Genomic DNA, 14,709 nt, shown 5'->3' with positions numbered 1-14,709 from the left:
AGCTTTCTTTCAATACATTCAAATTAAATAATGAATGATCTATGAGATTGCTGTTCAATGTATTTTGATCTTCTATTTGCATATTACTGAGATGTTTTCATGAGCCAAAGTCATATCCGTATTCGAGGCGCACGTACCCATAATTTAAAGAATGTGTCACTCGATATTCCACGTGACAAATTTGTGGTGATCACAGGGCTTTCAGGTTCAGGAAAATCATCACTTGCATTTGACACTTTATATGCCGAAGGTCAGCGTCGCTATGTCGAATCACTTTCAGCTTATGCACGTCAATTCCTTTCACAAATGGAAAAGCCTGAAGTTGATTCGATTGAAGGTTTATCGCCTGCGATTGCGATTGAGCAAAAATCAACCAGCCATAATCCGCGCTCAACTGTCGGTACTATTACTGAAATCTATGACTATTTGCGTTTACTTTACGCACGTGTAGGAACACCCTACTGTCCTGAACATGATCTACCGATGGTGGCACAAACCATTTCAGAAATGGTTGATGCGGTAAAAGGACTTGAAGAAGGCACTGCCCTGATGCTACTTGCACCTGTGGTGCGCGAGCGTAAGGGTGAATACACCCAACTGTTTGAACAATTACAAGGACAAGGTTTTGTCCGCGCGCGTGTCGATGGTGAAATCATTGATATTGATACCCCGCCTGAATTAGACAAAAAGAAAAAACACACCATCGAAGTGGTAGTCGATCGCTTTAAAGTGCGTGATGATTTAGGCAATCGTATTGCAGAATCGTTTGAAACTGCATTACGTCTAGGTAGTGATATTGCGGTTTTATCATGGATGAATGGCGAACATCCTGAACGTGTGTTCTCGGCAAAGCATTCATGTCCTGAATGTGACCGTGCCGTAGCTGAACTTGAACCACGTCTGTTCTCATTCAATAATCCATTCGGTGCTTGCCCTGTCTGTGACGGTCTAGGCACACGTAGCCATTTCAGCGCAGAAAAACTGATTCCAAATCCAGAAGTTTCGATCAGCCAAGGGGCGATTCGTGGTTGGGACAGACAACGCCCGTATTACTACACCATGCTGCAAAAAGTAGCGGATCATTTCAGTATTGATCTCGATCAGCCTTGGAATACACTCGATAAAGACACCCAAAAGAAATTTTTACAAGGCACGGGCAAAGAGAAAATCGACCTCAGTTATATTGATGAACGTGGTCGTAAACACAGTCGTGTACAAGCCTTTGAAGGAATCTTGCCGCATTTAGAACGTCGCTACCGCGAAACAGAATCGAATTATGTGCGTGATGATCTCGCACAATATTTGTCTAATGCAGCCTGTGATGCCTGTGACGGTTCACGTCTGAATGAAATTTCACGCCATGTTCGGGTGAAAGACAAGACCATCGCACAAATTACCAAGATGTCGATTGGTGATGCTGAAAACTACTATCAGGACCTCAATCTTGAAGGTGCCAAAGGTGAAATTGCCGATAAAATCTTTAAAGAGATTCGTGAGCGTTTACATTTCTTGGTCAGTGTCGGTTTAAATTATCTCAGTCTCGCTCGTTCGGCAGAAACTTTGTCAGGCGGTGAAGCTCAGCGTATTCGTCTCGCTTCGCAAATCGGTGCAGGTTTGATGGGCGTGATGTATGTACTGGATGAACCCTCGATTGGTTTGCATCAACGTGATAATGATCGCTTATTACAAACCTTAATTCGCTTACGCGATCTCGGCAATACCGTGCTTGTGGTTGAGCATGATGAAGATGCGATTCGTGCTGCGGATCATATTATTGATATTGGTCCTGGTGCAGGTATTCACGGTGGTGCAATTATTGCTGAAGGCACTTATGATGAGCTGGCAAGCCATGCTGATTCCCTTACAGGTCAATACCTCTCAGGCAAATTGAAGATTGAAGTACCGAAACAACGTACTCAATCACCTCGTCCAGATGAAGTCATTAAATTGTCTGGCGCAAGCGGACACAACTTACAGAATGTCGATTTAACCATTCCTCTCGGCATTATGACCTGTGTGACTGGGGTTTCAGGTTCAGGCAAATCAACGCTGATTAATCGTACCTTATTGCCTTTGGCTGCGACTCAACTCAATGGTGCAACCACACTGACCGCAGAAAAGTTTGATTCGATTGATGGTTTACAGCACTTAGATAAAGTGGTTGATATTGACCAAAGTCCAATTGGTCGTACACCACGTTCAAATCCTGCTACGTACACAGGCTTATTTACCCCAATTCGTGAATTGTTTGCGCAAACGCCTGAAGCCAAAGCACGTGGTTACAGCGCAGGTCGTTTCTCGTTTAACGTAAAAGGTGGGCGTTGTGAAGCTTGTGAAGGCGATGGCATGATCAAGGTGGCAATGCACTTCCTGCCTGATATGTATGTGCCTTGTGATGCTTGTCATGGCAAGCGTTATAACCGTGAAACTTTAGAGGTTGGTTACAAAGGCAAGAACATTTCAGACGTGTTAGAAATGACCGTAGAAGATGCTGCTGAATTCTTTAGTGCCATTCCTGTGATTCACCGCCGTTTAGATACCTTAATGCAAGTGGGTCTGGGTTATATTCGTTTAGGTCAAGCCGCAACGACTCTATCAGGTGGTGAGGCGCAACGGGTTAAATTAGCACGTGAGTTAGCAAAACGAGATACAGGCAAAACCTTGTATATTTTGGATGAGCCAACCACAGGTTTACATTTCCATGATATCGCCAAATTACTCGATATTTTGTATGAGCTACGCAATAAGGGTAATACCATTGTGGTAATTGAGCATAATTTGGATGTGATCAAAACTGCCGATTGGGTAATTGACCTTGGTCCTGAAGGTGGTTCTGGTGGTGGTCAAATCATTGCCGAAGGAACCCCTGAGCAAGTTGCTGAAGTTGAGATTTCACATACAGGGCGTTTCTTAAAGCCGATGTTGAAATAAGTCAAGCTGATTTTCTAATACTGGCGTGAATTTAAGCGGTTTTATTTTATCCAACTTAAATTTACGCCAGCTTCCTAAATCTTCAACTCTTGGTAACTCAAGCCTATCAAATAAAGAAGGTTGAATTTTTTGAAGCTTTTCTGCACGTTTTAAACACCTCCTCAGCCACGAGTAAGACATTTTTAAATATGCGGCAATATTCAAATAAGTATACTTCAACAATATGGGTTTTAAGCTTTCAAATAATTGGACATAAGCTAGAATCATGGAAAAACTATTTTCTTTAATTTGCTGTGCTTGTTTCCTTTGTTGTAATTGTCGATCGACTTGATCAAGCATCCGTTGCAATGGCTCAGTGGATACTGGCGATGATATTCCTAGAAGGATTGGATTAATTGCTTCATCTGGATCATTTCTAGAACTTTGATCAAAACTTGAAGCATATTTAAATATCCGATCAGCCCCATGAACAAAGTGATTCCACATTTTATGTTCTAGTTCATTCCAATGCTCTAGACTTGATAAATCAAATTCCCCTACCCATTTCTCTATCACAAATAGAAAAGCTTCTTGAGCAACATCGCTTGCTTCACATTGTTTAGATGCCCTAGCGATCTTTTGCCATTCTTTATAATGATCTAGTGAATAGATAAGCTCAAATAACTTATTTTGGTCTTTTGGCAACACAGACAAGACTCTATTTTAATATGTTTCGTAGGCTAACAATCGCAAATTTAAATTTGATGACTAGATTCTCATCTTAATGAGCAAAATACTTACCAATCTAGCCCTCCAGAGGGTAACAAGTGAACAGAAAGTATTTTGGCTCTTATCGCAAGGAGTATGAATTATTTAATAAAACAGCATCTAAAGAAAAACCTACTCATCGTCAAAGGCACAAATCACTACGATTTATATAATTAAAGAAGAATATGTGAATCAGGCTTTAAGGGAACTTATTTCTTTCCTAAAAAATATATCTAAACATAGACAAAATAGGGGCTTGTCGATTAAACATCCTATTTCTAACTCTCTACAATATTCTTCCCTTTAGCTTTAGCCCTTAACATTGACTGATCTGCTTTTTCTAGCAGCTCTAACCAGCTCTCCGCCCCAATCGCCACACCAATACTGACCGAAACCTGAATCAACTCACCGACACTAGAAATAATAATATTCTGTTTTAATATGCCTGAACGAATACTTTCAGCAATCGCTTTTGCTGCTTTCATTTCAATACTTTCGATCACGACTAAAAACTCATCACCACCATAACGAACGATTAAATCGGAAGCTCGCACATTATGCTTGAGTTGGTCTGCAATCATGGTAATCACCTGATCACCCGCAATATGCCCATATTGATCATTCACAAATTTAAAATTATCAATATCAATCACAATGACACAGGTTTCTGATAGGCCTTCAGGCTTTGACTCTAAAACATTGATATATTCTTCCAAAGCCAAACGATTTGCGACACCCGTTAATATATCTGAGTTCGCAACTTTCTTAAGCTGCGACTCCATCATGTCACGTTGTTTCAAAATACTTTTTAATCTTTCTATCGCTTCAAATAAAGAAAAGAATTCCTGCCGAGACTGCTTACCAGTAAAAGGTTCTGTTGGACTATTTGATAAGCTCAGAATCATATTTCTTGCTCTAATTAAAGGCTGAAATACACGTCTCTTGGCATAGCTCATAGTGAAAATTGCTGTAAGCAATGAAACAATCGAAATACCAAAGTTAAAAATAAACTGTTGCTGAGCTTCTTGATTCTGCTGCTTAACGATTTCATAGCTATAATCTAAAATATAGTTCTGTAAATCCATCACCGTGGTAAATTTATCAACCATCAGCTCGGTCAGTTGCGTCCCTGTTAAAAAATACGGTTCAGCATTTTCACTTTGATCAAGTAATTTAGAAATTAAAGGTAACCCTTGCTCTAAGAACTCCGTTTTTACGCGTTCATGCAAAAGTTTATATTTTAGTGTTTTGGTCTGTTCAGGTTGAATCGTATCAACCAACGACCAAAGATATTCTGCCTGATGCTGAGTCTGTAAAGAACGTGCTCTATTTGCACCAGAAATCGGTTCAGCAAAAGTGATTGGAGCCATAATGTTAGATGCAATACGCCCAGCCTGATCTCGCATATCTGTTAGGATGAGAATAGAAGTAAAATAATTCGACATGTCGCTATCTTTACTTTCTAATTGCGTCATTAATAACTTTAAACAAAGCCTATTCTCATCCCACACAGAGAAAAGCGCTAAAATTGCATGATCCAGTTGTTGAGAACTTCTTTGCGAATACGGTGTTTCAATATAAACATCAACAACTCGACGTGCCTGCGCTAATTTCACTTTGAGATCAGTCTGCAAATGTCCTGCAATAGATTGAAAACCATTCTGCTTTAATACTGAAATGGTTTGATTAATCTGAGTATCTACAGCCTGTCGATGACGTTGCAACTTTTCTTTATCTATAAATAACTCATTCGATTGACTCGACATTGCCTGATTAGATGGTGCTCTTTCTTTAGAAATTTGATTTGCCGTTTGCACCAAAGCCCGTAGACTCGTAATTTCGATGAGAACTTGTTTTGTTTTGACGTATTCTTCATAACTATGAACAATGAGAGGAATGGAAATATATAAAAAAGAGAAAATAATGATGACCATACAGAAAAATAGACGAAGGCTTGTATGTCCTGAACGTAATTGCGTATGTTTTTGACTACGCTCCATGAACATATCCTGCTATTCTCAAAAAGCCATCCTGATTGATTTTTAAATAACGCTAATTTTACCTGAATTTTAAATCTAACTGTCATAATTCAAGGTACTTTTTCAGTTAAATAAAGTATAAATTTAAAATACTTTTCAATTAAGCTGTGATTTTTAATCTAATCTATTGTTTTAATAAAGTTAATATTAAAATCCATTTAATTCAATTATTACTTATTTGATAAAAATATAAGAGAAAAATTTGTTTCATAATTTTAAAAATAATTAAGATCTTCTTTTTAAGCTAAATAGATTTGAATTTTAATCAAAAAATAAAATAATAAATTTTAATGATTGATTAAAAAAATATTTTTAAATGTTTAGAATTTAAATCACCTTATGGTTGTAAATAGAATAAATCTTTGTCACAAATTTCTATGTTATTGAAAGGTCATATTTAAAAAAATGGATAAAGAAAGGGGCAAAAAAAAGCTCAACCTTGGGGAAAGTCGAGCTAGTAAAACACAATATATTGAGAAAATGTTACGAGATACTTAAATGCAAATTAAATAGCTCTTGTTTGATATTATGTGAATTGCATCTCAAAATGTAAAGTAAATTAAATAGATTGTTTTTAATATTTTAATCGTTTTTTCAAATCAAATAATAATCCCTGAGTACATATTAATCTCGTTATTTATTCTCAGAGAATATTACTACAATAATATCTCATACCACAACACAAAAGAGACTTTAATCACATTTTTGTAGGTGAATTATTACAGTTTTGCGACACCATTGACAGTAAAAAACGATTAAATTGATTGGATTAAACAATCAAAAACCAGTGATTCGAACACCCTAAATTGTGGCTGTTGAATCAGAAAAACAGATTTATCTATTTGTTTGATATTCATTTTATGAAAGTTTGACATTTTAAAAAACATTTGTGCATTTTTTAACCGAAACTTATTTATTGACTGATCACCTGTCGGAACGGCTAATTTATTACATTGACTTCATATTTTGTTACAATAGAATGAAATCCAACTTTACTCCTTACTGTAAAAGCTGGAAATTATTATGAAAAAACTCGGTTTAGCCACTGCTTTATTATTAGCCATGACCGGTGCTCAAGCTTACCAATTCGAAATCCAAGGTCAGTCTGAAGCTATAGACTCTAATGATGAAGGCAGAGATTTTAATCATTACACTGTTGGTGGACAAGCAACTTACTACTTCAAAAATGTAGATGCATCTAAAGGTCCTTTAGCAGAAGCAGCTTTTGTTAACCAAGCATCAAATATAGCTCTTGGATATAACTTTGCTAATCTTGATGATACTAAATCTCAAAATGTAGGTGTTAAAGCTGAAGCCTATGTACCTACACCTTACGTTCCTGCGTATGCAAGCTTAAGCTATAGCGCTACTGATAATGACGGCAAATATGGCAAAAATGATGATCGTGGTCAACGTTGGGCTGTTGAATTTGGTTCTGTAATCGCTCCAAACTTCCTCGTAGCGGTAGGTTATACAAATGTTGTAGAACAAACCTCTTATGATACTTTCAAAATCTTAAACAGCGGTTTTGCTAAAGCATTTAATGAAACAGCAACTATCGCTGACAAGCAAGATGCAATTACTGCACGTACTAAATACGTTGGTGCAATCGATGGCACGCCTATGTCGATTGGTTTCGAAACAGGTATCGTTTACGGTGAAGACACTGCATACGAGTTAAAAACTGATTTGTACCTAAACTCTAAACTTAGCACAGGTGTTTCATACGCTAAATCAAGTTTTGCAGATACACCTGATTCAGCTTGGGGCGTTAATGTAAACTACTTCATTACCCCAGCTGTTGCTGTAGGTGCAAGCTATTTAAATGCTAATGCTGTAGGTACTGATGCAGATATGCAAACTATTGGCTTAAACGCTAAATTACGTTTCTAATCGTTTATTCGATGTTCTAATAAGACATCTAAAAATAAAAAACCAGTTCATAAGAACTGGTTTTTTATTATATTGAATTAAATGAAAGTTAGGCTGTCTCATTTGAATATCTTACATCTTTTTATCTTCAATATTTAATGCACTAATTGCTAAAACTGCCTGCGTACGATTTTGTACACCTAGCTTACGGAAAATAGCAGTGACATGCGCTTTGATCGTGGCTTCTGATACATCTAACTCATAAGCAATTTGTTTATTGAGCAGACCTTCTGCCACCATCATCAATACACGGAACTGTTGAGGTGTAAGCGATTGCAGGCGTTCTGCCAACGCCGTTTCATCCGCAGCTCTTGGATCGAAACCATGATGCATGGGTAAATTCGGCGGTAGCCAAATTTCACCCTCTAAGACATGTTTAATTGCCTCGCCGATATGACTTGGATGTGATGATTTCGGGATATAACCCATTGCACCATGTGCAATTGCACGTTGAATAATCGACACTTCTTCATGTGCTGATACAACAATGATTGGAATCGCTGGGTATTGTGCTCGTACGTATACCAAGGCAGAAAAACCAGATGCGCCGGGTAAATTCAGATCAAGTAATACGAGATCAGGTTCTGCACCATGCTCTAAGCGCTCATAGAATTCATCGACATCCGCAGTTTCCTGAATCTGTGCTTGAGGAAGACTATATCGAACCGCTTGAATTAAAGCATGTCTAAATAAAGGGTGGTCGTCTACAATTAAAATATTCATAAGCGCTGAGCTGTCTGCGAGTACGTCACTGTACGGTGTTTATTCAAATTTAATCTATCTTAGCCTATTTTTTAAATGAACTGTTGGTTAGACATCAAAACTTGTTTATTTCATCATAAATGCAAAACAATACAAATATTGATATAACTCACAAAACATAGACTAATCAATAACTACTATACAGAAATAACCAATATAAACAGAGTATTAAATTCATTTAATTTTTTCTACTGAGTCCTTTATAGGTATATATACAAAACAGATAAGCTTGCAGCATTTCCTTATTTTACAACTTGGCATGCGGTGTAGATAAATACATAGCAATTCGAAATGATCTTTTAGGCCGCTATTATGTCCAATCACAATACTCTCTCTACTCCTCTTAATATTGTTGCAGTATCTGGTGGTTTAAACAGCCCATCAAAAACAGAAAGCTTAGTTCAGGCGATTCTTGATGAACTTTCAGAAGCAATTAATATTAAAGTACATTTCGTCAAGCTGAGTGAAATTGGGCCTTTACTGGGTGGTGCGATTTATCGTAATCAGCTGCCACAACGGGTACAAGATGATTTGGCTGCGGTTGAAGCGGCAGATGCATTAATTGTTGGAACACCTGTTTATCGTGCTTCATTTACAGGCTTATTTAAGCATTTCTTCGACTTTGTTGAGCAAACAGCTTTGGTTGATGTACCCGTTTTACTGGCAGCCTCAGGTGGCAGTGATCGTCATGCTTTGGTTCTAGAACATCAATTACGCCCACTATTTAGCTTCTTCCAAGCACAAACCTTGCCTATTGGCGTCTATGCCACCGATCGTGATTTTACGCCTGAGTATACGGTTAAAAGTGAGCAATTGTCTGATCGCGTGACCTTAGCTGTGGCACGTGCTTTACCGATTTTGGAATGGGCACCTGCCAAAGGCCAGCGTGCTGCGGCAATTAAAACAAAAACTGAACAAGCGAATCAGAATCTCGGCATTAACAAACAGATTGAACAGGCAGAAGTGCTCCCATCGGCGGCTGTGCCCGATTTAGATGCAGCTGAATCTCGCTTACACCCGAAGTCAGCCAAAAATTTAACCCACGTCGCATAAACCATATCTGTTATGGAGGATACAACGATGACAATAACAACATCTGCAATTAAATTTGCCTACTGGGTTCCCAATGTAAGTGGTGGTCTCGTTGTCAGCGATATCGAACAACGTACCGACTGGAGCTATGACTATAACGTACGACTGGCACAAACCGCAGAACGCAACGGCTTCGAATATGCACTCACCCAAATCCGTTTTACCGCAGGCTATGGTGCAGAAAACCAACATGAATCAGTCAGTTTTAGCCATGCCCTCTTGGCTAAAACTGAAAAACTAAAGGTGATTGCAGCCATTCTACCTGGTCCTTGGAAACCTGTGCTTGCGGCCAAACAGCTGGCAACCATTGACTACCTCACCCAAGGGCGTATTGCGATTAATGTGGTCAGTGGCTGGTTCCGTGGCGAATTTGATGCCATTGGCGAACCTTGGCTTGAACACGATGAACGTTATGTTCGTTCAGAAGAATTTATTCGTACTCTCAAAGGCATCTGGACCACTGACAATTACAGCTTTGGCGGCAAATATTATCAATTCCAGAATTACACGCTTAAACCAAAACCTTTGCAAAAACCTTACATCGAAGTGTTTCAAGGCGGCAGTTCTCGTGCCGCACGTGATATGGCTGCACGTGTATCAGATTGGTATTTTACCAATGGTAATAGTGTCGAAGAAATTAAAAAACAAGTCGATGATGTTCGCAGTAAAGCCAGACTGGTCAATCGACAGGTCAAAATTGGCGTGAATGCCTTTATTATCGCCCGTGATACTGAGGAAGAAGCCAAAACCGTATTGAATGACATCATTGCACAAGCCAATGTCGAAGCCGTGAATGCCTTCGGTGATGCGACCCGTGAAGCAGGTGCAGCCGCTCCTGAGCGTGCGGGTAATTGGGCAACATCCACCTTTGATGATCTGGTTCAATATAACGATGGTTTTAAAACCAATCTGATCGGTACACCACAGCAAATTGCAGAACGGATTGTGGACTTAAAAAATGTAGGCGTTGATCTTGTTTTATCAGGCTTTCTTCACTTTATTGAGGAAGTTGAATATTTTGGAGAAAAAGTTCTACCGCTGGTTCGTCAGCTTGAACAACAACAGGAAATTCAATTGGAGGCAAAATCAGCATAAGCTTGGGATTAGATAAGAAGAAAAATAAAAGCGATTGAATATTTCTCCCCAAGACTCGGCTTGGGGATTTTTAATTTAAGCAGTCTCAATTTCCCGCATGACCGTTTCAACCGAATATCGGCACCACTGCGACAGTTGCTCAATAAACTCATTTAATTGTGATGGATTAAAATGGCTAACGATCATATAGCAGGCATTGCCGAGAATTTTAAAACACTCATCCACCTGCTCGTATTGTTTAACCAGTAATTCAACTTCGACAAACGCTTGCTGATCATTCATAAACAATTGAATAAACTGCTTATGTTCGTAGTTGATCGCAACGGTGTAATTTTTGATGATTCCTGTATCCATCAATTGAGCAATCCGCGCTCCAACAGCTTGCCCAGTACGGTGCACTCGCTGTCCTATTTCTTTATGGCTTAAACGCGAATCTTGTTTCAGCAATTCAATAATTCTTAGATCAATCGGATCAAGTTCAATATTCATTTTTCATTACGAAAGAAAACCAGCAACAATGCTTTCATCTGAATATAGCTGATTTCTCAATTTCACCCTACTCTTGTTTTATCTTAACGCTGGAAGAAAAAATGATGAAACAAGCCTTACTGATTATTGATGTCCAAAACGATTATTTTAAAAATGGCAAAATGGAATTGGTCAATCCAGACCTTGCTCTAGCGCAAACCAATCTATTAGAAGATCATTTTATTCAAAACAATTTACCCATTATTTATATTCAACACATAAACCCTGCCTCTGCCAGTTTCTTTCAAGAAAATACTGTGGGTGTTGCATTACATCCACAACTTAAAGTCACAGATCGCTCACTGATTGTTGAAAAACATTTTCCCAATAGCTTTCTGGAAACCAATCTTCAGGCGTTGTTACAGCAGCATCAAGTTGAGCAGTTAGTGATAACTGGCATGATGACCCATGTCTGTATTGATTCAGGTACACGTGCAGCGAAAGAACTTGGCTACCAACCTATTGTGATCGCCGACGCGACTGCAACCCGTGATCTTGAACATGATGCTAAGATCGCCAAAGCAGCCGATGTACAAACAGCATTTTTATCTGCACTCAGTTTCTTTGCCACGGTACAAAACACTGCTGATTTTTTAGCACAGAATTAAATCATGCAGAAAAAAGAGCGTTGAATCGAACGCTCTTTTTAAATTTGAATTAGATTTATCGGTTTGGATAAACTGTGGCAATCAGATGTTCAACCACAGCCGGCTCAGCCAGTGTTGAAGTATCGCCTAAGCTATCCAATTCATTAGCCGCAATCTTTCTCAAGATACGACGCATGATTTTACCTGAACGTGTTTTTGGCAAAGCAGGTGCCCAATGCAAGGCATCAGGTGTAGCCACAGGGCCAAGTACTTTACGTACCCAATTCACCAACTCCTTACGTAGCTCCTCAGATTCAGCCACATCGGCCTGTAAAGTGACAAAAGTACAAATCCCCTGTCCTTTAATATCATGCGGCATACCCACTACCGCAGCCTCTGCAACTGCGACATGCGAGACCAAGGCACTTTCAATCTCGGCCGTCCCTAAACGATGCCCTGAAACGTTCAGTACATCATCGACACGCCCAGTGATCCAATAGTAACCATCAGCATCTCGACGTGCGCCATCGCCAGTAAAATAATAGCCTTTAAAAGTTGAGAAATAAGCTTCAATAAAGCGCTCTGGATCGCCCCAAATCGTTCTCATTTGACCCGGCCATGAGTCTTTAATGACCAAATTACCTTCGGTTGCTCCATCCAATTCATTGCCTTCGCCATCGACTAACGCAGGTTGTACTCCAAAGAATGGACGTGTTGCTGAACCCGGTTTGAGTGCAGTTGCACCCGGCAATGGCGAAATTAAAATGCCACCTGTTTCCGTTTGCCACCATGTATCGACAATTGGACAACGGCCTTCACCTACGACCTCGTGATACCAATTCCATGCCTCAGGGTTAATCGGTTCACCAACTGAACCCAGTAAACGTAAGCTACTGCGATCACTTTCACGTACGTAGGCATCGCCTTCACGCATCATGGCGCGAATTGCAGTTGGTGCAGTATATAAAATCGTGATGTTATGTTTATCAATCACATGACCAATACGTGCCCAAGTTGGATATTGTGGAATTCCCTCAAACATGACCGTAGTGGTGGCATTACTCAACGGACCATAAAGTAAATAACTATGTCCCGTAATCCAGCCCACATCGGCGGTACACCAATATACATCATCTTCTTTGAGATCAAAGACTTCTCTAAACGTGGTGTTGACGTAAACCAGATAACCACCTGTAGTATGTAACACGCCTTTCGGTTTACCTGTTGAACCTGAGGTGTACAGAATGAATAAAGGGTCTTCTGCTTTCATCGGTTCTGGTGGGCAGTGTTCGTCTACTTCCATAATGGCAAGGTGATACCAAACATCACGCTCAGCATTGAACTGAATCGGATTCCCTGTACGATGCACCACAATCACATTTTCGACACTACTGGTTCCATCAATTTCTAATGCGGCATCTACATTTTCTTTCAGTGGAATGAGCTTGCCGCCGCGCATGCCTGCGTCAGCGGTAATCACTAATTTTGCTTGACTATCTTCGATACGACTGGCCAATGAGTCTGGTGAAAACCCACCAAATACCACACAATGCACAGCACCAATTCGTGCGCAGGCCAACATAGCAATTGCTGCTTCAGGCACCATTGGCATATATAGCACCACACGATCACCCTTGCGAATACCTTGGTTCTTTAGCACATTGGCAAAACGACAGACTTCATCGTGTAGTTCAGAAAATGAAATGATTTTATGACGTGAAGGATGATCACCTTCCCAGATAATCGCGGGCTTTAAAGGATTATCTTTGAGATGACGATCTAAACAGTTGGCTGAAACATTCAGTTCACCATCGGCGAACCACTCAATTTTGAAATTATCTGCGTTAAAACTTGTATTTTTAACCTGTGTAAATGGCTTAATCCAGTCAATGTTTTGTGCTTCTGCTGCCCAAAATGCTTCAGGCTGCTCGATTGAATCCTGATAACGTTTGAAATAGTCTGCTTCCGAGGTTCTTGCCATTTCTTTGAATTTATCAGGCACTGGGTAGATTTCTTTCATAGCTCACTTCCTTTGTTTTTTATTTCATACCTTAGATATACACATCTATTTTTCGGGTATGTTTTGTTTTCTCTTGCAGTATGGTCACCATTTACAAGAGCAAACAATGCGGCTTTGGTCGTAAGAATGTTATGTTTTGACGACCAAATTGTTTTCAAAAATTTACTCAAAATAATTTAAATTTGAACTGCTTGTCTATGCTTTTTACTTTTAAAATAAGTGATTATTTTGATCATTGCTAAGACCTTAAAAGATTTAATAATCAAAAAATAGGAATTCATCATGTTCGATCAAACGTTATCTGCCTCAATTCAGCCTCAATACGATCACCCTTTATCTGCTAAAGGACGTTTTAATCGCTTAAGCTATCTAGGTTGGTATGGTTTACTGAGTATCAGTTGGACGGTTCTTTTCATTCTTATTGCCACAATTTCGGCGAGTCTAAGTGTAAATAATGTACAGATTCATGAACCAATCTTATCTGCATTTTCAGGAATCGGAGGAATTGCTCTGATTGCACTATGGTTTGCTGGCTTTTATTTTCAGATCGTTTTTTTAATCCGACGTTTACACGATCTAAATAAAACAGGGTGGCTATGTCTATTATTACTCGTGCCAATCATTCAATTCTTTTTTACACTTTATGTCTTATTTGCAGCAGGCACACCTCATCGCAATGATTATGGCGATGTCCGCCCATCCACCACATGGGAAAAACTATTTGCATGGATCATGATTATATTGAGTTTAATGATGATATTTGGCATGTTTATCTTTAGCTATTATTTTGCTAGCCCTGACTTCTGGGGTACACCAACCCAGATCTTACAAAATACAACTGAGTATTTTTAATACTTTATCGAACAGCCAAATTTGAACTACTCAATAAATAAAACCGTTACGGAATTTATCATGCATGATCAGCATAAATTCATTATGATAGCTCCCCTAATAAATTCCTTACGTTGCGAAATAG

Annotated in this window: 11 protein-coding genes; 6 read left to right on the top strand and 5 right to left on the bottom strand. The window is 39.2% G+C overall.

Features of this window, described 5'->3' with window-relative positions; all coding sequences use genetic code 11:
• Positions 1–99 precede the first annotated feature (99 nt).
• Positions 100–2,931: an excinuclease ABC subunit UvrA gene (uvrA, locus tag O1450_RS00930; RefSeq protein WP_269229372.1), complete on the top strand. Its 2,832-nt coding sequence runs from the start codon at positions 100–102 to the stop codon at positions 2,929–2,931.
• Here uvrA and O1450_RS00925 read toward each other — a convergent pair.
• Both O1450_RS00925 and O1450_RS00920 read right to left on the bottom strand, forming a co-directional pair.
• Positions 2,911–3,618, bottom strand: a complete 708-nt coding sequence (locus tag O1450_RS00925) for a hypothetical protein (RefSeq protein WP_269229371.1) — start codon at positions 3,616–3,618, stop codon at positions 2,911–2,913. The two genes, uvrA and O1450_RS00925, sit on opposite strands and share 21 nt — an antisense overlap.
• A gap of 338 nt (positions 3,619–3,956) precedes the next feature.
• Positions 3,957–5,678 (bottom strand): GGDEF domain-containing protein, encoded by a 1,722-nt coding sequence (locus tag O1450_RS00920; RefSeq protein ID WP_269229370.1) that lies wholly within the window; start codon positions 5,676–5,678, stop codon positions 3,957–3,959.
• Positions 5,679–6,740: 1,062 nt separating this feature from the next.
• Between O1450_RS00920 and omp33-36 the strand changes: the two genes are divergently transcribed.
• Positions 6,741–7,610: a porin Omp33-36 gene (gene omp33-36, locus O1450_RS00915; protein WP_269229369.1), complete on the top strand. Its 870-nt coding sequence runs from the start codon at positions 6,741–6,743 to the stop codon at positions 7,608–7,610.
• Between the two features lie 111 nt (positions 7,611–7,721).
• On the opposite strand, the gene O1450_RS00910 is transcribed toward omp33-36, so the two are convergent.
• Entirely contained in the window at positions 7,722–8,372 is a 651-nt protein-coding gene (locus tag O1450_RS00910) for a response regulator transcription factor (RefSeq protein WP_004659931.1), read from the bottom strand.
• 351 nt (positions 8,373–8,723) lie between these two features.
• Here O1450_RS00910 and msuE point away from each other — a divergent pair, with 351 nt between their 5' ends.
• Positions 8,724–9,464: an FMN reductase gene (gene msuE / locus O1450_RS00905; protein ID WP_269229368.1), complete on the top strand. Its 741-nt coding sequence runs from the start codon at positions 8,724–8,726 to the stop codon at positions 9,462–9,464.
• A gap of 27 nt (positions 9,465–9,491) precedes the next feature.
• On the top strand, positions 9,492–10,598 hold the full coding sequence (gene sfnG, locus O1450_RS00900; protein WP_269229367.1) for a dimethylsulfone monooxygenase SfnG: 1,107 nt from the start codon (positions 9,492–9,494) through the stop codon (positions 10,596–10,598).
• A gap of 75 nt (positions 10,599–10,673) precedes the next feature.
• On the opposite strand, the gene O1450_RS00895 is transcribed toward sfnG, so the two are convergent.
• Positions 10,674–11,087 (bottom strand): winged helix-turn-helix transcriptional regulator, encoded by a 414-nt coding sequence (locus O1450_RS00895; RefSeq protein WP_269229366.1) that lies wholly within the window; start codon positions 11,085–11,087, stop codon positions 10,674–10,676.
• 104 nt (positions 11,088–11,191) lie between these two features.
• Here O1450_RS00895 and O1450_RS00890 point away from each other — a divergent pair, with 104 nt between their 5' ends.
• Complete coding sequence (locus O1450_RS00890; protein ID WP_269230385.1) at positions 11,192–11,734, top strand: cysteine hydrolase family protein; 543 nt, start codon at positions 11,192–11,194, stop codon at positions 11,732–11,734.
• A 55-nt stretch (positions 11,735–11,789) separates the two neighbouring features.
• Here O1450_RS00890 and acs read toward each other — a convergent pair whose 3' ends face one another.
• Entirely contained in the window at positions 11,790–13,733 is a 1,944-nt protein-coding gene (gene acs, locus O1450_RS00885) for an acetate--CoA ligase (RefSeq protein WP_269229365.1), read from the bottom strand.
• Between the two features lie 282 nt (positions 13,734–14,015).
• Here acs and O1450_RS00880 point away from each other — a divergent pair, with 282 nt between their 5' ends.
• The gene (locus O1450_RS00880; protein WP_269229364.1) at positions 14,016–14,585 is read left to right on the top strand and encodes a DUF805 domain-containing protein; all 570 of its coding nucleotides are present in this window, start codon (positions 14,016–14,018) and stop codon (positions 14,583–14,585) included.
• The last annotated feature ends 124 nt before the right edge of the window (positions 14,586–14,709 follow it).

This window comes from Acinetobacter sp. TR11, from assembly GCF_027105035.1.
Classification (GTDB): domain Bacteria; phylum Pseudomonadota; class Gammaproteobacteria; order Pseudomonadales; family Moraxellaceae; genus Acinetobacter.
The sequence above is the reverse complement of the archived record's forward strand: the minus strand, read 5'-3'. Positions and strand labels throughout refer to the sequence as shown.

Excerpts from the sequence above, each read along its gene's own strand:
- uvrA (WP_269229372.1), top strand. The coding sequence starts at position 100 with ATGAGCCAAAGTCATATCCGTATTCGAGGCGCACGTACCCATAATTTA.
- O1450_RS00920 (WP_269229370.1), bottom strand. The coding sequence starts at position 5,678 with ATGGAGCGTAGTCAAAAACATACGCAATTACGTTCAGGACATACAAGC.
- omp33-36 (WP_269229369.1), top strand. The coding sequence starts at position 6,741 with ATGAAAAAACTCGGTTTAGCCACTGCTTTATTATTAGCCATGACCGGT.
- O1450_RS00910 (WP_004659931.1), bottom strand. The coding sequence starts at position 8,372 with ATGAATATTTTAATTGTAGACGACCACCCTTTATTTAGACATGCTTTA.
- msuE (WP_269229368.1), top strand. The coding sequence starts at position 8,724 with ATGTCCAATCACAATACTCTCTCTACTCCTCTTAATATTGTTGCAGTA.
- sfnG (WP_269229367.1), top strand. The coding sequence starts at position 9,492 with ATGACAATAACAACATCTGCAATTAAATTTGCCTACTGGGTTCCCAAT.
- O1450_RS00895 (WP_269229366.1), bottom strand. The coding sequence starts at position 11,087 with ATGAATATTGAACTTGATCCGATTGATCTAAGAATTATTGAATTGCTG.
- O1450_RS00890 (WP_269230385.1), top strand. The coding sequence starts at position 11,192 with ATGAAACAAGCCTTACTGATTATTGATGTCCAAAACGATTATTTTAAA.
- acs (WP_269229365.1), bottom strand. The coding sequence starts at position 13,733 with ATGAAAGAAATCTACCCAGTGCCTGATAAATTCAAAGAAATGGCAAGA.
- O1450_RS00880 (WP_269229364.1), top strand. The coding sequence starts at position 14,016 with ATGTTCGATCAAACGTTATCTGCCTCAATTCAGCCTCAATACGATCAC.